Source organism: Streptomyces sp. cg40 (assembly GCF_050320165.1).
In the GTDB taxonomy this organism is placed as follows: domain Bacteria; phylum Actinomycetota; class Actinomycetes; order Streptomycetales; family Streptomycetaceae; genus Streptomyces; species Streptomyces hokutonensis.
This window is the reverse complement of sequence record NZ_CP190128.1, coordinates 155,595-177,908: the sequence shown is the minus strand read 5'-3', so window position 1 is coordinate 177,908 and position 22,314 is coordinate 155,595. Positions and strand designations below refer to the sequence as shown.

General features: G+C 70.4%; 21 protein-coding genes and 1 pseudogene. 12 read left to right on the top strand and 10 right to left on the bottom strand.

Features of this window, described 5'->3' with window-relative positions:
* Positions 1–58: 58 nt before the first annotated feature.
* A complete protein-coding gene (locus tag ACQHII_RS00715; protein WP_427917290.1) occupies positions 59–553 on the bottom strand; it encodes a MarR family winged helix-turn-helix transcriptional regulator in 495 nt (164 codons plus the stop codon).
* Positions 554–635: 82 nt separating this feature from the next.
* Positions 636–1,136 (bottom strand): annotated as a pseudogene (locus tag ACQHII_RS00710) (ABC transporter substrate-binding protein); the annotation flags it as partial.
* Between the two features lie 8 nt (positions 1,137–1,144).
* Between ACQHII_RS00710 and ACQHII_RS00705 the strand changes: the two are divergent.
* Positions 1,145–1,441 (top strand): PfkB family carbohydrate kinase, encoded by a 297-nt coding sequence (locus ACQHII_RS00705; RefSeq protein ID WP_427925191.1) that lies wholly within the window; start codon positions 1,145–1,147, stop codon positions 1,439–1,441.
* Between the two features lie 129 nt (positions 1,442–1,570).
* On the opposite strand, the gene ACQHII_RS00700 is transcribed toward ACQHII_RS00705, so the two are convergent.
* The gene (locus tag ACQHII_RS00700; RefSeq protein ID WP_427917289.1) at positions 1,571–2,098 is read right to left on the bottom strand and encodes an STM3941 family protein; all 528 of its coding nucleotides are present in this window, start codon (positions 2,096–2,098) and stop codon (positions 1,571–1,573) included.
* Between the two features lie 368 nt (positions 2,099–2,466).
* Positions 2,467–4,290, bottom strand: a complete 1,824-nt coding sequence (locus tag ACQHII_RS00695; RefSeq protein ID WP_427917288.1) for an RICIN domain-containing protein — start codon at positions 4,288–4,290, stop codon at positions 2,467–2,469.
* A gap of 316 nt (positions 4,291–4,606) precedes the next feature.
* Here ACQHII_RS00695 and ACQHII_RS00690 point away from each other — a divergent pair, with 316 nt between their 5' ends.
* The 5 genes from ACQHII_RS00690 (at position 4,607) to ACQHII_RS00670 (ending at position 10,643) form a co-directional block, all read left to right on the top strand.
* Entirely contained in the window at positions 4,607–5,647 is a 1,041-nt protein-coding gene (locus ACQHII_RS00690) for a LacI family DNA-binding transcriptional regulator (RefSeq protein WP_427917287.1), read from the top strand.
* A 134-nt stretch (positions 5,648–5,781) separates the two neighbouring features.
* Positions 5,782–7,023: a sugar ABC transporter substrate-binding protein gene (locus ACQHII_RS00685; protein ID WP_427917286.1), complete on the top strand. Its 1,242-nt coding sequence runs from the start codon at positions 5,782–5,784 to the stop codon at positions 7,021–7,023.
* Between the two features lie 20 nt (positions 7,024–7,043).
* Entirely contained in the window at positions 7,044–8,024 is a 981-nt protein-coding gene (locus ACQHII_RS00680; RefSeq protein WP_427917285.1) for a carbohydrate ABC transporter permease, read from the top strand.
* On the top strand, positions 8,021–8,851 hold the full coding sequence (locus tag ACQHII_RS00675; protein ID WP_427917284.1) for a carbohydrate ABC transporter permease: 831 nt from the start codon (positions 8,021–8,023) through the stop codon (positions 8,849–8,851). The genes ACQHII_RS00680 and ACQHII_RS00675 overlap by 4 nt, the downstream gene beginning before the upstream one ends.
* A gap of 52 nt (positions 8,852–8,903) precedes the next feature.
* Entirely contained in the window at positions 8,904–10,643 is a 1,740-nt protein-coding gene (locus ACQHII_RS00670) for an MGH1-like glycoside hydrolase domain-containing protein (protein WP_427917283.1), read from the top strand.
* A gap of 67 nt (positions 10,644–10,710) precedes the next feature.
* Here the strand turns inward: ACQHII_RS00670 and ACQHII_RS00665 are convergent, their stop codons facing one another.
* Both ACQHII_RS00665 and ACQHII_RS00660 read right to left on the bottom strand, forming a co-directional pair.
* Positions 10,711–11,157, bottom strand: coding sequence for an RICIN domain-containing protein (locus ACQHII_RS00665; RefSeq protein ID WP_427917282.1), 447 nt, complete (start codon positions 11,155–11,157; stop codon positions 10,711–10,713).
* Positions 11,158–11,240: 83 nt separating this feature from the next.
* Complete coding sequence (locus ACQHII_RS00660) at positions 11,241–12,008, bottom strand: peptidoglycan DD-metalloendopeptidase family protein (protein WP_427917281.1); 768 nt, start codon at positions 12,006–12,008, stop codon at positions 11,241–11,243.
* A 163-nt stretch (positions 12,009–12,171) separates the two neighbouring features.
* On the opposite strand from ACQHII_RS00660, the gene ACQHII_RS00655 reads away from it, so the two are divergent.
* Positions 12,172–13,449, top strand: a complete 1,278-nt coding sequence (locus ACQHII_RS00655) for an SH3 domain-containing protein (RefSeq protein ID WP_427917280.1) — start codon at positions 12,172–12,174, stop codon at positions 13,447–13,449.
* A 104-nt stretch (positions 13,450–13,553) separates the two neighbouring features.
* Positions 13,554–14,450: a M23 family metallopeptidase gene (locus tag ACQHII_RS00650; protein ID WP_427917279.1), complete on the top strand. Its 897-nt coding sequence runs from the start codon at positions 13,554–13,556 to the stop codon at positions 14,448–14,450.
* A gap of 26 nt (positions 14,451–14,476) precedes the next feature.
* On the opposite strand, the gene ACQHII_RS00645 is transcribed toward ACQHII_RS00650, so the two are convergent.
* The 3 genes from ACQHII_RS00645 to ACQHII_RS00635 all read right to left on the bottom strand — a co-directional run bounded on the left by ACQHII_RS00645 (position 14,477) and on the right by ACQHII_RS00635 (position 18,681).
* Positions 14,477–15,892, bottom strand: coding sequence for a serine/threonine-protein kinase (locus tag ACQHII_RS00645; protein WP_427917278.1), 1,416 nt, complete (start codon positions 15,890–15,892; stop codon positions 14,477–14,479).
* Positions 15,889–16,674 (bottom strand): serine/threonine protein kinase, encoded by a 786-nt coding sequence (locus ACQHII_RS00640; protein ID WP_427917277.1) that lies wholly within the window; start codon positions 16,672–16,674, stop codon positions 15,889–15,891. The genes ACQHII_RS00645 and ACQHII_RS00640 overlap by 4 nt, the downstream gene beginning before the upstream one ends.
* A gap of 432 nt (positions 16,675–17,106) precedes the next feature.
* The gene (locus tag ACQHII_RS00635; protein WP_427917276.1) at positions 17,107–18,681 is read right to left on the bottom strand and encodes a peptidoglycan-binding protein; all 1,575 of its coding nucleotides are present in this window, start codon (positions 18,679–18,681) and stop codon (positions 17,107–17,109) included.
* A gap of 517 nt (positions 18,682–19,198) precedes the next feature.
* Between ACQHII_RS00635 and ACQHII_RS00630 the strand changes: the two genes are divergently transcribed.
* The 4 genes from ACQHII_RS00630 to ACQHII_RS00615 all read left to right on the top strand — a co-directional run bounded on the left by ACQHII_RS00630 (position 19,199) and on the right by ACQHII_RS00615 (position 21,804).
* A complete protein-coding gene (locus tag ACQHII_RS00630) occupies positions 19,199–19,996 on the top strand; it encodes a peptidoglycan-binding protein (RefSeq protein WP_427917275.1) in 798 nt (265 codons plus the stop codon).
* Positions 19,993–20,889, top strand: a complete 897-nt coding sequence (locus tag ACQHII_RS00625; protein WP_427917274.1) for a DUF2690 domain-containing protein — start codon at positions 19,993–19,995, stop codon at positions 20,887–20,889. The genes ACQHII_RS00630 and ACQHII_RS00625 overlap by 4 nt, the downstream gene beginning before the upstream one ends.
* A 163-nt stretch (positions 20,890–21,052) precedes the next feature.
* Positions 21,053–21,310: an SDR family NAD(P)-dependent oxidoreductase gene (locus ACQHII_RS00620; protein WP_427925190.1), complete on the top strand. Its 258-nt coding sequence runs from the start codon at positions 21,053–21,055 to the stop codon at positions 21,308–21,310.
* Positions 21,214–21,804 carry an SDR family oxidoreductase gene (locus tag ACQHII_RS00615; protein WP_427925189.1) on the top strand — a complete coding sequence of 197 codons (591 nt, stop codon included), beginning with the start codon at positions 21,214–21,216 and terminating at the stop codon, positions 21,802–21,804. Before ACQHII_RS00620 ends, ACQHII_RS00615 begins: the two co-directional genes overlap by 97 nt.
* On the opposite strand, the gene ACQHII_RS00610 is transcribed toward ACQHII_RS00615, so the two are convergent.
* On the bottom strand, positions 21,773–22,309 hold the full coding sequence (locus ACQHII_RS00610) for a TetR/AcrR family transcriptional regulator (RefSeq protein WP_427917273.1): 537 nt from the start codon (positions 22,307–22,309) through the stop codon (positions 21,773–21,775). The two genes, ACQHII_RS00615 and ACQHII_RS00610, sit on opposite strands and share 32 nt — an antisense overlap.
* Positions 22,310–22,314 lie beyond the last annotated feature (5 nt).

Sequence of the window (22,314 nt, the reverse complement as noted above, 5' to 3'; positions counted from 1 at the left end):
GGGGCACAGGCGTCCGGACGCCCACGCCACTACACCAACGGTTCCGGAAATGCGCAGGTCAGGGCAGGCGGGGCAGCAGATCCCGGGCCGTGTGGCTGAGAATCCGGAGGTCCTCGGCGAACCGCTTCCGGTCCGCCGGGGGCAGGGGATCCACGAGGTACCGCTTGATGTTCTCCAGGTGGACGTGGGACGCGCGTACGACCGTTTCCTCGCCCAGCGGCGTGAGCCGCACCAGCTTTCCGCGCCGGTCGTCGGGGGAGTCCGCGCGCGTCACGAATCCCGCCGTCTCCATGCGGTCCACGAGCCGGGTGGCGCCGCCCGTGGTCAGGACCTGCTCCTGGGCGATGGCCCGCATGGGGAGTCCGGGCTCGCCCGCCCGGCCGAGGATCAGCAGCACCTCGAACATCAGGTGGCTCACGCCGCACTCCACCTCCAGCGCCCGGCCGAGGATGTACTCCAGCCGGTTGGCCGCGCCCTGCAGTCGGCCGAAGGCCAGGATGAGTTCGTGGTCCGCGGCCTCCTTGGCCGTCGTGATCTCCGTCTGCTCGCCCACGGCCGCGCCGCCCCTCTCGTCGTCCCGGTACCACCGTACCGATCATGTCCGGAAGGGGCCGACGCGACCGCGAACCCGGCTGCTACGCCCCGGGGTGCAGGCCGAGCCGGCCGGGTGTCGGATCGCCCTTGACCTCACCGAAGTAGAGGGCGAAGGTCTGCTTCCAGCGTTCGACCTCGGCGCGGTCCGACATGAAGCGGGGGAAGCCGTCCACGTGGGCGTCGGGATACTCCCACAGCGGTTTCAGGCCCGCCGGGGGAGTGATGTCCGTGCGGACGGACCAGCCGTTGAAGGATCCGTTCTGCATCTCCGTCGACAGCTGCCAGTTGAGGAAGAGCTTGGCGGCCGTCGAGTTGTGTGCCTGCTTGAGGATCGCCATGCGCTGACCCCAGCCCATGAACGGGTGTCCGGCGCTGATGGCGAACGTCACGGGAGAGGAACCGACCGCGGATCCGGCGGTGCCCACGCCGATCGTCTTCCGGCCACCGAAGACCGCGTCCCCCGGTGAGTTGCTGCCCCGCCCGAACCGCACATCCTGGTCCGCGAACCTGGCCGCCCAGTCCCAGCCGTACCTGCGGGCGTGTGAGCGAGATGGTCGTCAAGCGCGGCGCACGTGGTGCGGCCGCCTTCACCGCCGGCGGGGCGACCGACTGCCCGTCGCGAGAGGTCGGCGCGGTCGACTTGGTCGGAGCGGGCGACGCCTTCGTGGCCGGGTATCTGTCCGGGCACCTCCACGGCGCGGACGTTCCCGCACGTCGGTACCGGGCCGTCACCACCGCGGCCTTCGCCGTCGCCACCCGGGGTGACTGGGAGGGCCTTCCGACGCGGGACGAATTCGGCTGTTCGACCAATCCGAAGGAACGACCATCCGCTGATTCGAAGGACTGATCGCGGCATGCAGGCCGTTCTGCTTGCCGCCGCCATGCCTTTTGTCGCCGTACTACCTTGTCAGCGCCTCTTCCGGTCCTTGGGCGCCGTCCTCGCCTCCGCACCGCATGCAAGGTGCCTGCGGTGCGCTCAGCGCTGTACCGCCAGCCCGGGGCGATGACGCCGCATCGCGTCCAGGATCGTCTCAGGCGGCACCGGCAAGGTGTTCGTGGTCATGAGGGCCGGACCGAAACCGAGCCGCGCGTTCATGGACGCGGTGCGGCGGACGAGTTTGGGTGCTCGGGCCAGATAGGCATCCGGATCGTGCAGCACCAGCTCGATGAACCGCTGCGAGGCGTTGCGTACCCGCTGCTCGCGTATCTGCACGGCGGCTATCTCGTCCCAGCCGACGCGGCCCAGCCGCTCGTGGTCGATTCCCGCGTCGTCCAGTACCAACTCCGGTCGGTTCCGCAGCAGGCGCTGACCGATGATCACCGCGCAGAGCCCGAAGAAGGGCACGGCCAGCGCCCCTGCCACAGTCATCTTCACGGAGCTGTGGGCGACCAGGAATCCCATGCCCGCAGCGACGAAGAGCAGGGCACCGGCCAGCATCGCCCATACACGCCCCTTGGCGAGCGGGTAGACGGTCGGGGGCAGCGGAACGCCGTCGTTGATCACGGGTCCAGACGATAGGGCGGGCGCCCTCGCCGGCGGAAGCGATTTTGTCGACCGGCGTGGAGCGACTGTCTTCGTGGACGGTTGTCGCGCTCTTCGATCGGCCCGACCGGGACGGGGGACGAGAGACGAGCCGGCGTGAGCGGACCCAGCGCGCGGAGCCCGGCCTCGCGCTGAGTTCCGCCCCCCACCGCCCCACCGCGCCCGCCTCGGCGAACCGGCAGCGCGTCCGTCAACTCGCCACCGGCAAGGGCACCTTGGGCGAGCACCTCAACGCCGCCGGAACCAACCCGCGGTTCCAGGACCGCCGCGCGACAGCGCCGCACGACGCGCCGCCGACGGTCCTCGCCCACAGCGCATCGCGCCCGGGATCAGCCTTTGCCCTGGAGCCGCCAGATCTGGTTCTTCTTCGTGCTCAGCGCGCTCGCCGCGTCGCAGGTCCATTGGTGGATCTGCGCTCCGGCGGTGGTCGACACATTGCTGACGTCGACGCACTTGCCGCTGTGGACGGCGACGAGCTGGTAGTCGTGGCTGTTGCCGAGCGCGGTGACGGGACTGAGGGTGAACTGCTGGTTGGCGGCGCCGTTGCAGGTGTACTGGATGACGGCGGCGCCGTCGGCCGTCGACGCTCCCGAGACGTCGAGGCACTTGCCGCTCAGCTCGTTGACGACCGTGTAGGTGCCGGCCGTACCGGCGACCGGCTTGAGGTCGAGCATCTGCTGGTAGCCGCCCTCGCAGTAGTACTGCTGGTACTGCGTGCCGTTGGCGGTGCTCACACCCGTGTCGTCCAGGCACTGGCCGCTGTTCTCGCTCACCGCGACCGTGGAGACGGTGGTGTTGGAGGGCGGCAGCAGCGTGACGGTGTAGCCGTCCTTGGCGTTCGTCCAGGGCAGGCTCACCGAGGCCGCGTTGCCGCTGACCGTGAGCGTGGTGTCGGAGACCGTCTCCGGACCGGTCACCGCGGCCCCGCTGTTGTAGGGGATGCGCTGGACGACGGCGCGGACCTTGCCGCTCTCCACGACCGACGTGGTGTTGAGCCCCGTCAGGTTGACGGTGACCGTGCCCGTGTTGCCGCTGCTGCCGAGCAACACCTTCGCGTTCCCGGCGGAGTTGTCCTTCGTCGCCAGGCCGTCGGTGCCGGTGCCGGGGATCAGGTTGACGATGTTGCCGCTCTGGGAGCCGTAGTAGCGGTACATGAACCACTCGCCGAGCGGCAGGTACTGGCCGGCGCTGTTCTTGGTGAGGAGGTTGGCCTCGTCGTCGTGCAGGCCGGTGCCCGAGGCCCAGTTGCCGCGCAGCCCGTCCGCGCCGGCGCGCTCCAGGCGGCCGATGAACCAGGCGCCGCCGCCCGGGGACTGCATGGACAGGGTGGCGTACTCGTTGATCTGGTACGGCCTGGTGTTGGTCAACCCGGCAGCGGAGAGCGTGGAGTTGGCGCGGCCGACGTCCGTGACCGGGTCGCCGGGTTCGTCGTGCCAGCTCCAGATGTCCGGGGCCACGTTGTTCGCCTTGACGTACGTCAGGAAGGTGGTCCACCAGCTGTTGGAGGAGCTGGGCTGGCCGGCGATGCTGGGGCCGACGATGAGCTGGGCGGGGAACGCGGCGCGCACCTTGGCGTAGAAGCGGGACCACATCGCCAGGTACTGCGTCTGCGAGGCGCCCCAGAAGCCGCTGCCGTCGGGCTCGTTCCACAGGTCCCACTGGACGGTCATGTTGTTGGCCTTGACGTCGCCGATGAGCTGGGTGACGAAGGCGTCGAACTGGGTCCAGTCGCCGTTGTCGCCGGGCCAGCCCTGGCTGGTGGTGCCGTCGGCGCCCCACAGGTCGTGGGGGAGGAGGACGAAGGTGCCGCCGAGGGCGGCGGTGCGCTTGTACTGGGCGAGCGTCGAGGCCCAGCGGGTCTGGTAGTCGGCGAGGCTGGTGGCGTAGCCGCCGCTGTTGAGCTGGGCGCCGCCGGCCCGCATGAAGTGCCACTTGATGTCGGTGAAGAAGTGGTCCTGCGGCAGCGAGCCGTCCGGGGTCATCCCGTAGATCATCCCTGAGGCGTGGTACGTGGGGGCGCCGCCGGCGGTGGCGAAGTCGACGGTGACGGAGGTGTCGGCGGCATGCGAGGTGGCGGCGGGCAGCAGGCTCGCCGCGAGGGCCGCCAGCAGGACGGCGGTTCTCGCGAGGGGGCGTGGTGAACGCAGGGGCATGAGCGGCTCTCCTGGCTGGTTGGGGGAGATGCGAACCGGTTCGACATCGGCTGTCTCGCGTCTGGCCAGTACTGACAGGGCATGGACGCGCCGTCGTTCGTCGTCCCGAACGTCTTTGTCGAACCGGTTCGGCGGAAGCTAGCACCGCCGGAAACGGGGCAGCAATACCTGTGACGTGGATCGGGCGGCGAAATTCGACGGCGTACGGAAAATGTGTCCAGGGCATTGACAGCTGCTTCGGGCCGCTCCTACCGTCCATCACGCGAACCGGTTCGACAGTCGGTTCGCGCACCGACCGGATCGACGAAGGAGTCCCGTGAACATCGGTGAGATCGCCAAGCGGGCCGGTGTCTCGCGGAGCACCGTCTCCTACGCGCTGAGCGGCAAGCGCTCGGTGTCCGACGAGACCCGGCAGAAGATCCAGCGGGTCATCGACGAACTGGGCTACCGCCCGAACGCGAGCGCCCGCGCCCTGGCCAACGGCCGGACCAGCACCCTCGGCCTGGTCTTCCCGCCGGCCGGCAACCACTACACCGGCATGCAGCTGGACTTCATCGGCAGTGTGGTGGAGGCCGCCGCGGCCCTGGACTACGACGTACTGCTCTCCCCCAGCGGGGTGGACAGCGACCGCTCCTTCCAGCGGCTGCTCGCCGAGCGGCGGGTGGACGGCGCGATCCTCATGGAGATCAGGCTCCAGGACGACCGGGTCGACCACCTGGCCGCCGAGAACTTCCCCGCCGTCAACATCGGGCGCACCGCCCGGCCCGACGACGAGTGGTGGGTCGGCCTGGACCACACCGCGCTCGCGGCGGCCTGCGTACACCACCTCGCCGACCTCGGCCACCGCAGGATCGCCTTCGTGAACCGGCCCGAGCGGCTGCTGCGGGCCGGTTACGAGTCCGCGCACCGGGGACTCGAAGGCTTCACCAAGGCCGCGGCCGAGCGCGGGCTGACCGCGCGGACGTACTCCTGCGGCGACGACGCCTCCTCCGGCCAGGTGTGCCTGGAGCGGATCCTGCACGACGAGCCGGGCACCACGGGGCTGGTCACCCTCAACGAGGCCGCGCTGGGCGGCCTCTACCGGGGGCTGGCCGTGGCGGGCCGTCATGTACCGCGCGACTTCTCCGTCACCGGGGTCGTGGCCGGGCGGTGGGCGGAGACGGTGACCCCGCAGCTCACCGCGGCGGACGTGCCGGCCGAACAGCTGGGACGCCTCGCCGTCGAACTCCTCGTCGAGCGGCTGGACCGTCCCGGCGCGGCGCCGCGCCACCACCTGCTCACCCCGCCCATCTCCCTGCGCACGAGCACCGGCCCCGCCCACACCCACCCGGACGCGGGCTCGGCCTCGCACGTCTGACGTCCCCCTCGGCCTCCCCCCACGTTCACCGCTTCGCGTCTTCACCGGCCGTACTCGGCCGGCCGCCTCCTCACCCGCGGCTTCGGCATGCCCTTATTTGGCATGCCCCTGCCCAAAACTCGAAGGAACGCGCCATGAACGGATCCACCGGACGACGGCTCACCGCCGCCGCCCTGACCCTCGCCGCCCTCACCACCGCCACCACCGCCTGCTCCTCCGGCGGCAGTTCGTCGGCCAAGGGGGACGACAGCGGCACCTACACGATCTGGGACCCCTACCCGCAGTTCGCCAAGGGCTCGGACTGGGCGAAGCTGCTCGACAGCTGCGGCACGAAGGCCGGCGTCAAGATCAAGCGGACCGCGTTCGACACCGGCGACCTCGCCAACAAGGCGCTCCTGGCCGCCCAGCAGAACAACTCCCCGGACGTCCTCGTCGTCGACAACCCCGTGGTGTCGACCCTCGCCGAGGCCGGCGTGCTCACCACGACCGCCGACAACAAGGTGGACACCGCCACCGTCGACCCCAACCTCCTCGCGGCCGGCCAGTCCGGCGGCAAGACCTACGGCACCCCCGTCGGCGCCAACACCCTCGCCCTCTACTACAACAAGAAGGTCCTCAAGGCCGCGGGCGTCGACATCGCCTCCGTCAAGGACTGGCCGTCCCTGACCGCGGCACTGGAGAAGACCAAGAAGGCAGGCAAGAAGGGCATCACCTTCTCCGCGATCGGCACCGAGGAGGGCAGCTTCCAGTTCCTGCCCTGGTTCTGGGGAGCGGGCGCGAAACTCACCCGACTCGACTCCGCCCAGGGCCAGTCGGCGCTGTCCCTGTGGAACGACTGGCTGAAGAAGGGCTACGCGCCCAACTCGGTGCTCAACAACACCCAGACCACCAGCTGGCAGGAGTTCGCCACCGGCGACTACGCGTTCGCCGAGAACGGCACCTGGCAGCTCGCCAACGCCAAGAAGGCCAAGCTCGACTACGGCGTGCTCCCGATCCCCGGCGCCTCGGGCGGCAACGCGGCGGCCCCCACCGGCGGCGAGTTCGTCACCGTCCCCGTCCAGGGCGACACCGGCCGCTACACCACCACACGCAAGGTGGTCTCCTGCCTGACCAGCACCGACAACCTCTACGCCACCGACACCACGCTCTCCTACGTCGCCCCCACCGGCGCGGTGCAGGCCAAACAGGTGGCGTCCGACGCCGAGTTGAAGCCGTGGGTCGAGGCCGTCAAGGCGGCCAAGGGGCGCACCAGTGACGACCTCGGCACCAAGTACCCCAAGATCTCCGAGCAGTTGTGGAAGGCGGTCCAGACGGCCCTCAGCGGTTCCAAGTCCCCGAAGGACGCCCTCACCGCGGCTCAGAACGCCGTCAAGTAACCGGATAACAAGGGTCGTTGATGAACCGCACGACACACCCGCCGAACCGCGGAGGCGTACTCGACCGGGAGGAGACAGCCCCCGTCCCCTCCCCGGACCGCACCGCACCCCGCCGCCGTCCCCGCTCGCAGCAGTGGGCCGCCTGGGCCTTTGTCACCCCGGTCACCCTCTACCTCGGCCTCTTCTACGCCTATCCGCTCTACCGCAACCTCGACCTGAGCCTGCGCGACTACACCGTCCGCTCCTTCGTCCAGGGCGACGCGCCCTTCACCGGCCTCGCCAACTACCGCACCGTCCTGGACGATCCGACCTTCGGCCCGGCGCTCACCCACACCGTGGTCTTCGCCACCGTGTGCCTGTTCTTCCAGTACGCCATCGGCCTGGCCCTCGCGGTCTTCTTCAACCAGCACTTCCGGCTCTCCGCGACCCTGCGCGCCCTGTTCCTCGTCCCCTGGCTGCTGCCGCTCATCGTGTCGGCCTCGACCTGGTCGTGGATGCTCAACAGCGACTCCGGAATCGTCAACGCGGCCCTGCACGCCGTCGGCATCGGACCGGTGAACTGGCTGACCTCACCGTCGTGGTCACTCACCTCGGTGATCATCGCGAACATCTGGATCGGCGTCCCGTTCAACCTCGTCGTCCTCCACAGCGGCCTCCAGTCCATCCCCGGCAGCCTCTACGAGGCGGCCGCCCTCGACGGCGCGAACGCCTGGCAACGCTTCTGGCACATCACCTTCCCGCTGCTGCGCCCGGTCTCCGCCATCACCCTCCTGCTCGGCCTGGTCTACACACTCAAGGTCTTCGACATCATCTGGATCATGACCAAGGGCGGCCCGGCCGACGCCTCCACCACCTTCGCGACCTGGTCCTACCGGCTCGGCTTCGGCAACCTGCTGCCCGCCTTCGGCCCCGGCGCGGCCGTCGGCAACCTGCTCGTCGTCGCGGCCCTGGTCTTCGGCCTGGTCTATCTGAGGGTCCAGCGAAAGCAGGCACAAGCATGAACCCGCCCCGCCCGCGCGGCCGTTCGGGCTGGAAGACGGCAACAGGCCTCGCCCTCACCGCCGTCATGCTCTTCCCGGTCTACTGGATGCTCAACGTGTCCTTCACCCGCGACCAGGACATGCGCAAGAGCCCGCCGCACCTCTTCCCCGTACACGGCACCCTCCAGGGCTACCGGGCCGTCCTGGACGACCAGTTGCCCTACCTCGGCACCAGCCTCGTCATCGGTCTGGGCACCGTCGCACTGACCGTGGCACTGGCCGCACCCGCCGGCTACGCCCTGGCCAAACTCCGCCCGCGCGGCGGCGGAATCCTCGGCTTCCTCTTCCTGGTCGCCCAGATGATCCCCGGCATCATCATGGCGATGGGCTTCTACGCCATCTACCTGAGCCTGGGTCTGCTCCAGTCCGTGCCCGGCCTGATCGTCGCCGACTCCACGCTCGCCGTCCCCTTCGCCGTGCTGATCTTGACCGCGTTCATGTCCGGCATCCCCGGCGAACTCCTCCAGGCCGCGCGGACGGACGGCGCCGGCCCCGTGCGCACCTTCTGGTCGATCGTCCTGCCCATGAGCCGCAACGCGATCGTCACGGTGTCGCTGTTCGCCTTCCTGTGGTCCTGGTCCGACTTCGTCTTCGCGAGCACGCTCGCCAATGGCGGTGCGCACGAGCCGATCACCCTCGGCATCTACCACTACATCGGCAACAACAACCAGCAGTGGAACGCCATCATGGCCACCGCCGTCGTGGCCTCCCTGCCCGCCACGGTGATCCTCGTCCTCGCCCAGCGCTACGTCGCCGCGGGCGTCACCGCCGGAGCCGTGAAGGACTGACCCTTCCGGCCCACCTCCGACACCCCTCGCCGAAGAAACGAGTAGTCCTTTCATGACCGTCGCCCGGACCGGACCGGCCTTCTCCCTCCACGACATCCCGTTCAGCACCCATGGATCCTGGTTCGGTATCTCCCCGGTCCTGGCGGAGAAGACGTACGCCGAAGACCTCCACCTCGTCTCCCATCGCAACGGCATGCACGCCGTCCTGCGCCTCGTCGCCGCCGGGTCCACGCCGACCGACCGCGTGGCAGCACGCATCACGGCGACACCGAGCCGGCTCAGCTGGATCCACGACAGCGGGCGCATCGACCTCGCCTACGAGGCACCGGACACCGTCCGCCTGCGCGGGACGGGCCTGCGCCTGCGCATCGCCGCGGCGGCACGGACGCTGACACCCTTCACCGGCACGTACCTCTACCGCGATCCGGTCGACGGAGCGCACGTCTTCACCTCGTACGAGACCGGACACCGCTACCGGGTGACCGTGCTGGCCGGTGCGGTGGACCAGGTCCTCGGCGACCAGGCCCTGGGCGAGGCCGAACGCGGGCTCACCATCACCGCGCAGGGCGACGGCATGTGGGAGGCGGTGATCCAGGAACTCGACAGCGCGGGCCGGCCGTACGCTTCCTCGGCGACCTTCGACGAGGTCGTGGGTGCGGCGGAACGGGACTTCGCCGCCTTCGCCGATGCCGTCGCACCATGGCGCTCGTCCGACACCCCGGCCGCGGAACTCGCCGCCTACGTCCTGTGGTCCGCGACCGTCGAAGCCGCGGGACTGGTGACGCGCCCCGCGGTGCTGATGTCCAAGCACTGGATGGACAAGGTCTGGAGCTGGGACCACTGCTTCAACGCCCTCGCCCTGGCACCCGGCCTGCCCGCGCCGGCCTGGGACCAGTACTCGCTCCCGTTCGACCATCAGGACGCCGACGGCGCCCTGCCCGACTCGGTCACCCACTCCGAGGTCCTACGGAACTTCGTCAAGCCGCCCATCCACGGCTGGGCCCTGGCCCGACTGCGCGGACGGCTGCCGGAACCCCTGAGCCGTACCGAACTCACCGCCGCCTACAGGAGGTTGAGCCGCTGGACCGACTACTGGCTCACCGCCCGGCGGGCACCGGGCGCCGCCCTGCCCCACTACCAGCACGGCAACGACAGCGGATGGGACAACGCCACCACCTTCGACCCGGCACGCCTGGTCGTCAGCGCCGACCTCGCCGCGTTCCTCACCCTCCAGCTGCACGAACTCGCCTCACTGGCAACGGAGTTGGACCTGCTTGACGAAGCCCGCCGGTGGACCCGCCTGGCGGAGGCGACCCAGGAGGCCATGCTCGACGAGCTGTGGACGGGGGAGCGGTTCACCGCCCGGAGCGCCGGCGGCGGTGACACCTGGACCAGCTCCAGCCTCCTCGACCTGATGCCGATCGCCCTGGGCGAGCACCTGCCCGAGCACGTGGCCAAGAGCCTGGCCTCCCGCATCGAGAACCACCTGACCCCGTACGGGCTGGCCACCGAACTGCCGACGTCGCCGCACTACCGCCCCGACGGCTACTGGCGCGGCCCGATCTGGGCACCCGCGACCGTCCTCGTCGAGGACGGCCTGCGGCGGAGCGGCCACCAGCGGCTGGCCGACACGATCAGCGCCCGCTTCCGCGGCCTGTGCGAGACCCACGGCTTCGCGGAGAACTTCGACGCCCTGACCGGCACCGGCCTGCGCGACCGGGCCTACACCTGGACGGCCAGCAGCTATCTGCTGCTGGCCGAGGCCCACGAACGGCGGCGTACCGCACCCTGACCGCGGTGCCACCGATGGACGACGGTGGCACCGGGGCCGGGCGAGGTTCGGGTAGGGGCGGCAGGTGTCAGAACCAGCTCTGGTTCTGGCCGGAGTTGCACGACCAGGTGCGGAAACCGGCGCTGCTGTCGTCGATACAGCGGTTGGTCGCCTGGTTCTTGAGCTCGATGGTGTTGTCGCCCCACTTGTGCACGAGCCAGCTCTGGTTGGTGCTGGAGTCGCAGGACGCGGTCTTGAAACCCTGGTCGCTGTCGTACATGCAGCGGTTGGTGAAGGCGTTCTTCAACTGCACGGTGCCGTCGGCCCACTTGTGGACGATCCAGTTCTGCGGGGTGGAGCCGTTGCAGTCCCAGGTGCGGAAGCCGGCGTTGGTGTCGTCGATGCAGCGGTTGGTCGCCTGGTTCCTGAACGTGTTCACGGCGTCGGCTGCCGAGGCCGTCGCGGCGGGCAGCAGCGCGATGGCGGCGGCGGAGACGCCGAGCGCCGCGACGCGGGTCAGGACGGAGACGGACATGGGTGTTCCCTTCGGTGGGGTGGTGGTGCCCCGCAGCCGAGTGCGGCGGGGAGTCTGGTGCGGGCGGTCGGGCCGGGGACCGGTCAGGCGCACTGGCGGCCGACGTTGCCCTTGTCGTCGCCTTTGAGGTAGATCGCGCTGACGTAGCCGACACCGCCCGCGTTCAGGGGCAGTTCGATCCACTTGTCGTTGCTGTAGCCCTCGGCCGTGACGAGCTGGCCGGTCTTCCAGCAGTTCGCCGGGTAGCTCTCGTTGGGGTACACCGTGCTGACGGCCGCGCACGAAGTGGCCGCGCAGGAACGGACGTTGGCCTGCGCCCAGGCGGTCACGGTGGTGCCCTGCCCGCCACCACCGCCCGGCGTGCAGGGCAGGTTCACCCCGCGGTCGCGCAGATACGGCACCGGGTCGATCCCGCGCACCGTGGTGGACGTGCCGATCCTGACCCGCAGATGCAGGTGCGGCCCCGTCGCCTCGCCCTCGCTGCCCATCAGGGCGATGCGCTGACCGGCCTGGACATGCTGGCCGACGACGACGTCCCGCTGGTACATGTGCCCGTACTCGGTCACCGTGCCGTCGTCGTGCAGGATGCGGATCCACTGCCCGTAGCCGCTGGCGGGGCCCGAGTTGATGACCTCGCCGGAGCCCACGGCGTAGATCGGCGTGCCCTGGGCGTTGGCGATGTCGACGCCGTCGTGGCTGTCGCCGTACCCCTGGGTGACGACCCCGGCGGTCGGGCACGAGGCGGCGAACGCGGCCGGGGCGGCCGGTGCCGCGGCGGCGGGCAGGGCCGCCGTCAGCGGCAGCAGGACGGCGGCGGCCGTGACGAGTCCGGCGTACGGGAACAGACGCACGGGGCTTCCTCTCCGGTGACTTCTGGTGGACGGCACGGAAGTTATCCGCGCCCCCTCGGCCGGCGGCATCCGGAACGTTCCGGAATGACGCGGCGGTGCGCGGGCGGATAGGGCTGTGGATCGCCAACCGCACTGTTTTCTCGACCAGTTGGAGAGATGCGTCATGCGATCCACCACCAGACGACTGATACGGGGCCTGTGCGCCCTGCTGGTTCTGGGCGGGCTGCCACCGGTCGCCGCCGCTGCCGCCGACGGCCCCGGACACGAACGACCCGCCGCGCGGCCGATGACCGACTGGCGCGTCGATCTAGCCGCCGCGTCGGCCGACCAGCACAACACCGGTCACCGCGACAACGGAGCGCTGACCATCGGCGATCGCCGTGCTCGCACCGCGTCCGCTCCGGGGAGGGCGTTCGCCGTGTACACCGCTCCGGCCCGCAGCCTCGGACGGCAGGCCGACGCGTTCACGCTCCGCCCACGGGCCCAAGTACCGGCCGGAACGCAGGTGGTGACCGAGGTGCGGGGCAGCGACCACCCCGGACGGTGGACGCAGTGGACCGCCCCCGACAGCGCCGGTCGGCTACGGCTGGCGCAGGCCGTCTCCGTCGTCCAGGTGCGGCTGACCCTGCTCGGCACCCGCACCGCCGCCCCCGCGGTCTCGGCCGTCTCCGTCCACGCCGACCTCGCCCAGCCCGCTCCCCGGGCACCCCGCGCACTGACCACGGTCTCCCCGACGTACCGGATCTTCGCCACCCGCGAGGGCCTCGCCGGGCAGACCACCGCCAACGGCCATGTCATCCAGCAGCGCGATCACTTCGTCGCGTTGCCGTCCCGGCGCATGCTCGCCTCCAACGGCGGCCACGAGTACCAGGTACGGCTGTGCTACCAGCGCACGGGACGCTGCGAGACGGCGCCGGTGTGGGACGTCGGGCCCTGGAACACCCAGGACGACTACTGGAACCCGTCCGCGCAGCGGCAGATGTGGGGTGATCTGCCGCAGGGCACGCCCGAGGCGCAGGCGGCCTACCAGTCCGGCTACAACGGCGGCCTCGACGAGTTCGGACGCCGGGTCGCCAACCCGGCCGGCATCGACGTCGCCGACGGCACCTTCTGGGACGGCCTGGGCATGACCGACAACGACTGGGTGGACGTCACCTTCCAGCCGTCCGGCGACACCGGCGGGCAGACGAGCGTCACGGCGTGGATGCAGGCCAACGTCCGCTCCTGCGCCTCCACCTCCTGCGGCGTGGTCAGCACGGTGTACCCGAACCAGAGCTACCCGGCGAACTGCTGGAAGACCGGCCAGGTCGTCACCGACGAGGGCTACACCAGCGACAAGTGGATCGAACTGCCCCTGAACGCGGGCGGAGTCGGTTACGTCAGCGGCATCTACCTCAAGGGCGACGCGACCGGCGGCGTGACCCGCCAGTGCGGCACCTGAGCCACCTCGCGCCGGCCGTCACCCCGTAACGTGCCGGAGTCCCCTCAACGCCTGGGTACGGCACCGTCGTTGCCGCACACCGAGGCGAAGAGAGGGCGAGGATCATGAAGTCGAGGCCGACGGGAAGAGCGGGCTGGGCGGCGGCACTGACGGCGCTGCTGATGACGGCGGGACTGTGCGCGAGCGCACCGGCCGCGTCGGCGGCGCCCACCGCCCGCCCCGACTTCCGGCTGCCGTTCCCCTGCGGACAGACCTGGCAGCTGCAGACGTATCTGGGCCACGACCCCGACGACAAGAAACTCGACATGTACCACGTCGACGGCCCGACCCTGGGCGCCACCGTCACCGCGTCCGCCGCCGGCACGGTCACCGAGTTCTTCGAACCCGGCGGCATCGAGATCAACCACGGCGGCGGCTGGTTCAGCGTCTACCTGCACATGGACCGCATCGACGTCCACCTGGGCCAGCAGGTCGCGTCGGGCGACCCGGTCGGGCGGCTGGGACTGGTCGGCACGGAGGAGGCGCATCTGCACTACGAGCAGCTCTACGACACCAACGGCGACAACGACGGCGAGACGGACGAGATGGTCAACCCGGTGCTCCAGGGCACCGAGTACCGGCTCACCCCCGACGGCCCGTTCCCCCGCGTCACCAGCACCAACGCCTGCGACGGCGGGGGAGGACAGCCGACCACCAAGTACTGGGTGGACACCCTCGCCGATGCCACCGGCTATCCCGACGCCAACTGCACGCACGACAGCACATCGCGCTGCACCGCCCAGGGCACCCTGCGCAAGGGCACGAACTACGTCCTGTGCAGGAAGTGGGGCGACGAGGTGCGGGTCGGCGCGGCCTACAACCACTGGTGGCTGCTGACCGACCTCGACGAGGTGAACCCGGGCGGCCGGGGACGGGCGTACGTCTCCGCCTACTACCTCGACCGTTGGGGCAACGACGAGGCGAAGGACAACGACGGCCGGGACATCCCCGCCTGCACCTGAACCGGCCGGATCGGGTGCACGCGGCCTCATCGGCAGGTGGGCAGGGCGGGCCGGTCCTTCGTGCGCACGGCGGGGAACCACGCGGTGGAGTCGGCCGCGCCGCCCGGCAGCCGGACCCGGTACCACTCGGTGGAACGGGTGCCGAACTCGTCGGTCACCGGCAGCCCTTGAGGCAACCGGCACTGGGCCGTGAGGATGTCCCCGTGCCACACCCGGGTGGCCACCACGTTGGCGACGGTGTACGGCGCCAGCGGGTCGATCGCCAGACCGAGACTGCACTGCTGATCACGGTCGGCGGCATGGGCCCGGCAGGTGGGCTCGACGTTGTACACCGTGATGGCGGCGGGTCCGGCGGTGTCGGAGACGTTCGTGGCATGGACCGAGCCGTCCCGTTTCGCACCGCTGTCGTCCGCGACGTAGACCCAGCCGGCGACCGCCGCCGCGCACAGGGCCGTACCCGCCGCGGCGCCGAGAACGACCCGCCGACGCCGCCGGTCCCGGCGGGCACGCGCCGCGCTCGCGCCGCCATGAGTGGACGTACCGATGCGGGCCAGCACGGCTCCCGCGGTGCAGGCGGCGCGCGTCTCATGGGTGGGGGCGAGGCAGTCGGTCGCCAGCTCGCGCCAGAACGGCGGTACGGCGGGATCCAGCCGCAGGGGCGACCGTCCGCCGGCGTACTCCTGTGCGGCGGCTCCTCGCGCGGCCGGGGTCGCGCCGGGGAAGGGGGAGGTGCCGCCGGTGAACATCTGGTGGACCATGATGCCGAGCGCCCAGATGTCGGCGCTCGGCCGCGCCTGTACACCGCGTTCGCCCAGCGGGGCCTTCCAGCGCTCGGGCGGCAGATAGTCGGGAGTGCCCAGCGGCGGCATCCACGCGTGCGTGCCGTGGGTGCCGTCGAGCTCCGAGGCCAGCCCGAAGTCCGACAGACGAACCGAACCGTCCGCCATCAGGAGAACGTTGTCGGGCTTGAGATCGCCGTGCACCCAGCCCAGTTCGTGCAGATGGGCCAGCCCCTCGCAGATCTCCGTCAGGATCCGCTCGGCCTGCCCGTCGGTCAACCCAGCCTCGCCACCGAGGAGTTGGCGCAGGCTGCGCTCGGCACGCTCCATCACCAGCACGATCGCGCCGTCGAGTTCGGGGTGGTCCGGTTCGTTCAGTACGAGTGAGTCGAGCACCCGGATCAGCCGGGGATGCCGTGCCCGGCGCCCCAACTCGCGCTCGCGGTGGGCGCATTCCAGCAGCCCGCGCGCCTGTTGAGGGGCGAGTCCGGACGTGGGCAGGAACTTCAGCGCGACGACGGCCGGGTGGTCTTCGTCCGGCCCGCGCACGTTCCGGCCCTCGTAGACCCAGCCCCAGCCCCCGTCCGCGATCGGTTCCCCGACCTCCCAGTCCCCGACCCGGAAACCGGCCGGAACACGCTCGGCCTCGGCCCCACGACTCACCGGCCCACCGCCTGCGCCTGGACGCTGTTGCAGGAGGCCGCCGAACGGGAGGGCAGCAGCCCGAGATGGGACTCGCCGACCACCCCGAACCGCAGGGCGATGCCGACCAGCGCCTCGCGCTTGCCGTTGCGGCGGGCGCCCCGGCCCGCATCACGCGACTCCGGCAGGACGATGCGGAGCTTCTCCTCGGCGAGGTAGTCGATGTGAGCACTCACCCCACGGGCGGTGAGGCGCGCGCACTGCGGAAGCTGCCGCAGACGTTCCACGATCTCGGGCGTGGTCGGAACGGCCAGCGCGGACTCGTCGCGCAGCCGCGGTTCGCACAGGGCGACCAGGACCAGGAAGTACGTGGCCGTCTCGTCCATCGAGTACGCGGTCAGGGTCTGCGTGCCGCGAAGGCCGCCGACCGCCCCCTGCGGGTCCAGGTAGACGTGGTCGGGGGCGAAGACCTGAAAACTCACCGGGTGGTCCCGGGTGGGCAGGACCACGCGCGCGAACTCGAAGGGAATGGGCGCCCCGAGGCGGCGCGGCGGCACCCGCAGATACTCGCCCGCGCCCTCCGGGTTCTCCACCAGATAGCTCTGCGTGGCGCTGAGGTTGCTCAGCAGCCAGTGGTCCTCGCTGACCCGGATCTCCCCGGCCAGCCGCGACACCGCCGGATCGTCGAGCCGCAACTCCACGGCGACGGTGTCCGAGCCCCGGCCGAAGCGGGCGACCTCACCCGCGCCGAGCCGCAGCGTCAGCGGCGGGTCCTGTGGCACATGGATCAGTACGCCGCTCATCGTCCCCCGATTCCGGCAGCGTGTGCCTTTCGGGTCGTTTCTCTTCCGCACAAGGCGGGCACACGAGCGCTGGTCAACGCGCACACCCCGTTTTACCTCGATTCCTTCCGCTCTTCCGCACGCAGGCCGAAGGAGCACACGAGCCCCGTTGGTCAACACCGCTGACGTGGTGCGGCGGTTGCATGCGCGAGGACTCTGACACAAAGCGCTTCGAGCCGAGTGCCGGAGGCTCCGGCTTTGGCCGATATCCGCTCCTGCCCCGCCCGGTTCCAGCACTGGCTGCGCGGGTACAGGGGCTCGCTCGGCGCCCGCAACTGGCGGGATCTGTCATGTCGATGCCGGCCTTGGAAACGCTGAGACGAATGAGGGCGGGGCGAACGCATGGTCGCGTTCGCCCCGCCCCGCACACTCGCCGCCGTAGAGGCTCCGCGGTCAGCTGCCGACGAGCATCTGCCAGGTCTGCGGGCCCACTTGACCGTCCACGCCGAGGCTGTGCGCGGACTGGAAGGCCCGGGCGGCGCTCTCGGTGCCGGAGCCGAAACTGCCGTCCACGGAAAGGCCGTAGCCGAACTTGTTCAGTTCCACCTGGGCGGCTCGGACGGCGTCGCCGGTGGAGCCGGACTGGACCTGGACGATCAGTGCGGACCAGGTCTGCGGGCCGATCTGGCCGTCCACGCTCAGGCTGTGCGCGGACTGGAAGCTCTTGACGGCGGCGAGGGTGGCGGGCCCGAACTGGCCGTCGGCGGTGATCGAGGCGCCGTGGTAGCGCAGCAGGTACTGCGCGGCCAGCACGTTGTTCCCGGTGTCGCCGTCGATGACGTTCGGCCAGGGCGGGGCGACGGTGCCACCGCCCGTGGCGCCGGTCCCGGTACCCACGAGCATCTGCCAGGTCTGCGGTCCGACCTGGCCGTCCACGCCGAGGCCGTGCGCGGACTGGAAGGCCCGGGCGGCGCTGAGCGTGCCGGAGCCGAAACTGCCGTCCACGGTGAGGTTGTAGCCGAACCGGTTCAGCTCCACCTGCGCGGCCCGGACGGCGTCGCCGGTGGAGCCGGACTGGACCTGGACGATCAGTGCGGACCAGGTCTGCGGTCCGATCTGGCCGTCCACGCTCAGGCCGTGCGCGGACTGGAAGCTCTTGGTCGCCGCGAGCGTGCCCGCCCCGAACTGGCCGTCGGCGGTGATCGAGGCACCGTGGTAGCGCAGCAGATACTGCGCCGCCTGCACGCTGGGCCCCGTCATACCGTCGGTGATGTTCGGCCAGGACGGCAGGATGACGCCGGTACCGCCGCCGCCCGAGCCGCCCCACTGCCCGTAGTCGGCGGCCATCGCCTGGTCGAGGTCGGCGTCGTGCCCGGCGACCGAGATGCCGTTCTGGACCTGCCGCAACTGCGCGCGGCTGTCCCAGTTCCCGCTGGACCACGCGTACGTCTGCCAGCCCCAGGTTATTTTCCCGTTGTCGAAGAGTTCCTTGATCACGTGGTAGCCGCCGTACGCACCGGTCCGGGACCGGCCGATCACCGAAGCGACGCCGTCGAAGTAGGAGTTGAGCGCGGAGTACATCGAGGACTGGAGGTCGAAGTCGACGCTGAAGTAGATGGGCCGTGACGACGGCATCCCGTTGGCCAGCGCCTGCCGCTGCGCCTCCGTGGCATGCCCCGCCCCCTGGGAGTAGGGGTCGGACGGGACGCCGCTCTGCCAGTCCTGCAACCCGTCGGACTCCCAGTTGGAGACGATGCCCAGATCCGCGGCGGTCAGGGCCTGGGCCTCCGACAAGGTGAGGACCTTCGGGTTCGGGAGCCAGCTGAGGTATCGGCACACGAAGCCGTAGCCCGCCGCGGCGACCGAACCGGCGGTGAGCGACGCGTCGGAGTAGTCGATCCCGTAGCCGGTCGCCGCGGACGCCGACTGGGCGAATCCGATGCCGGTCGCGGTGGCCACCGCGGCACCGCCTGCGAGGGTCAGCAGTCTGCGGCGGGACAACACACGGCTGGGGTCAAACAGGTTCATGACACGTTCCAATCCTTGACGTCTGGTTGCGGTGAGCAACGCGGGAGCCGCTGGGCGACGCGGCATTCGAGTCCTGTCGGCGCCAACTGTCCAGCGCTTGGGCGGTGCCAGTCGGAAGCAGCGCTGCAGGTGATCTTCGAGCCCCGGTCCGGCCCGCGTCCACGGCGAGTCGGCATGTGGTGGGATCGCGGGACGGCACCGGCTCTGACCTGCTGGGATGCGCGGCACGGTGACGGTTGAGCGGGACGGTTTCGGCATGGCCGGCCGCCCGCCGAACAGGGCTGGGCGGTGCCCCACCCCGCCATCCGTCCTACGGCGAGAGGGGGTTGGAGTTGCTGGGCGCGATCGAATCCATCCCGTACCTCCTTCCACCTGCGGTGATTCCGCCCCGCGCCGCAGTGGAGCGGGTCGCCGCAACACAGTCGTGCCGCTTGGAAGCGGAAGCAGGCGAGCCGCTAGCATCGCGCTGACGCACCGCACCTGGGGAGCGTGCCGGGAGGAAGAACGGGGGCAGGACATGGGGCGCTGGAAGGCGCTGCCTTCAGGGCTCGACCCCACGGTCGTGGAGTTCGTGGCGCAGTTGCGCCGGTTCAAGGACGCCAGTGGGCTGAACCTGCGGGAGCTGGCCGCCCGCACCGGTTACAGCTCCTCGTCGTGGAATCGGTACCTCGGCGGCCGGTCGTTGCCTCCGCGCGAGGCGGTCGAAGCACTGGCCGCGACGGTGGGGGCAGATCCGACACGGCTGCTGGTACGGCACGAGACGGCGCAGGGGGTCTGGGGCTTCGAACAGGCTGTTGGTGCGGCAGTTTCCGCCGAAGAGGACAGCGCACCAGGCGTTCAGGACACCGCGAGCGGTGGGCGTGCCGACGGACGGTTCCCGGTATTCGGCCGACTGAGCGCCGCACCTCTCACGTCACGCCTCCGACTGCTCCTCACCATCGGAGTCTCGGCCGCGGCGGGCGCGGCAATCGCTTTGCTGGCCGTCGAGTTGGAACATCCTCAACTCTCCGGTACGGCCACTCGTCCAGCGGCGGTCGCCCGACCCGTCTCGTACACCTGCGACTACGTCCGAAGGGGTGGTCTGTGGTACGCAGGTAACAGCACCACTCGCAAGGATCATCTCGAAGTCGACATGTCAGGACCAGACGTGGCCGAACTGCAGTGCCTGCTCCAGCATGCGGGGATTTCACCGGGCGGTGTCGACGGCAATTTCGGACCGCTCACCGAGTCTGCCGTCATCAAGGCACAGAAGACGTACCGCCTCGGCATCGACGGCGAGGTCGGACCGCAGACCTGGACGGCACTGCGACGGTGACGGAGATACCACGGGAGTGCGTTCGCCTCGCCGACGAACTGCGCACGCTCCGCGACCGTCACAGGCTGACCCTGTCCGTACTCGCCGCCGAGTCGACGTTCAGCAAGTCGTCCTGGCAGCGCTACCTCACGGGCCGTTCACTGGCGCCCTGGCCGGCCGTCCGCACGCTGTGCCGGCTCGCCAACGAGCCGGAACCCCGTCTGCGTGCCCTGTGGGAACTCGCCGAATCCTCCTGGAACCGGCGTGCCGCAGTCGCGCCGGCCACTCTCCGAGCGCCGATGCCCACATCCGTGGAGGCAAGTTCCCTGCATCTGGGGGCTCCTGACGGTCAGGCCATCACCCCACCCGACGCCGCAACGACCGGCCCGGAGGCACGGGAACCGGCCCCGCGCCACCGCAGAAGGTGGCGTACTGGAGCAGCGGTGAGCGCCGCCGTGACATTGCTCGTGGTGCTGATCACTCTCGCGGCCGACGGATGGGGGTCATCCGGCGAGAGCACTGAAGGCATGGCCTCCTCGGCTCGCGGGTTCCGGGTCGGCTGCTCGGGAGTCTCGTGCGACGGGCGCGACCCGGGGCAAGAGCTGTGTGGGGTACAGCCACAGACGCTCCTGCACATCGAGACCCCGGCCGGGGTGGGTTTGGAGATCCGCTACAACCCGCTGTGCCGCGCCGCCTGGGCCAGGGTGTGGAACGCTGCCGACGGCGACCGGCTCACGCTGACGACACCAGGCCACCCCACCCAGAGCGTCGACGTCGCCGACCTGGGCAAGCGCGACCCGTTCATCTACACGGATCTGATCGCCGCGAGCGACAGGGCGACACGGCTCCAGGCCTGCTTGACGCGCCCCGGGCCGGACGATCCGGCCCAGTGCTATTCGGTGTCGCCGCCCTGACGTACGTACGTGAAGGAACGACCACAGCTTCCCGTTGCCACGACCGGCGTGCAGGAACCGCCGGTGCGCACCCGTCAACGGCCACGCCCCTGGCGGACGTTGACGTGGACCTCGGCTCACCGCGCCCCGGCCGGCAGCCGCGCGATGCCGCCGTGCGGGCCGGATCCGACCAGGGCTACCAGGTCGCGCTGACCGACCCGGACGATGGGGCCGCGGCGAAGACGGCGGCGGAACTCGACCCGGAGGGCCGTTATGCCGTAGGACTGGCGCTGACGTCCGCGACAAGGACGCCTTCGTCCGCGCCCGCGACCAACTCGTCGCACCCTGGGGTGCGTTGCACGTCCTGGTGAACAACGCCGGGCACTCCAAGACCGAGCCGCTGATGGAGATCAGTCCCGAGACCTTCGATGCCGTCGTGTAGACCAACCTCAACGGCACCTTCTCCGGCTGCCAGGTCTCCGGCACCTGCTTCGCCGAGCGCGGCGACGGCCGCATCGTCTCCCTCGCCGGCCGGAACGGGGCACCGCGACCGGCGCGCACTACGCGTCGGCCAAGGGCGGGGTCGCCACCCTCACCAAGGTGTTCGCCCGTGAAGTCGCCCCGTCCGGAGTGACCGTCAACGTCGTCTCACCGGGCCCGCAGGACCTCCCGAACGTCCGCGACATGCTCCCGCCGGACCGCCTCCGCGACAGAAGAGTTCATTCCTGTACGGCGGTTGGGGAGGCGTACGCCACCGGCCACCGATGCGTCGCCACGACTGTGCGGCCGGTGTACCTGGTGCAGGACCGGCGACCCGTCGCCCAGGTGTTGCGCCGCCGACCGGGCTCGTACAGCCGGCGGCCGGCGGTGCTGGAGGCGGTCGCGCGGGCTCACACGCGCGTTCTTATCGGTGCGTGCGGAGTCCGTCGAGGATGAGCGCGAGCATGTGGGGTGCCCGGTCCTCGGGGGTGGACGCGGCGCGCCACAGGGCGCCGGTGAGTTGGAGGAAGTCGCCGGGGTCGGCGTCGGGGCGGATGGTTCCGTCCTTCTTGCCCGCGTCGAGGAGCTGTGTGATCGCGGCGATGACCGGGCCGTAGCTCTGCTCGCTGATCGCCTGGTGCGCGCCGGGGCCCAGGGCGTCGCCGAGGCCGTGTTTTCTGCGCATGCCCTCGACGAGGTCGAGCGTCCAGTGGTGGAGCGCTTCCAGCGGAGACATGCGGGCCAGCAGGTCGGGCACGGCGTCGACGATGCGTGCCACCTCGTCCTGGTAGACGGCCAGGACCAGCGACTCGCGGGTGGGGAAGTTGCGGTACAGCGTGCCCGCGCCGACTCCCGCGCGCTGGGAGATCTGGTTCATCGACGTACTGCCGTCCTCCGCGAGCGCTTCGCGTGCGACGGCGAGGATGCGTGCCCTGTTCTCACGGGCGTCCGAACGGACCACGAGAC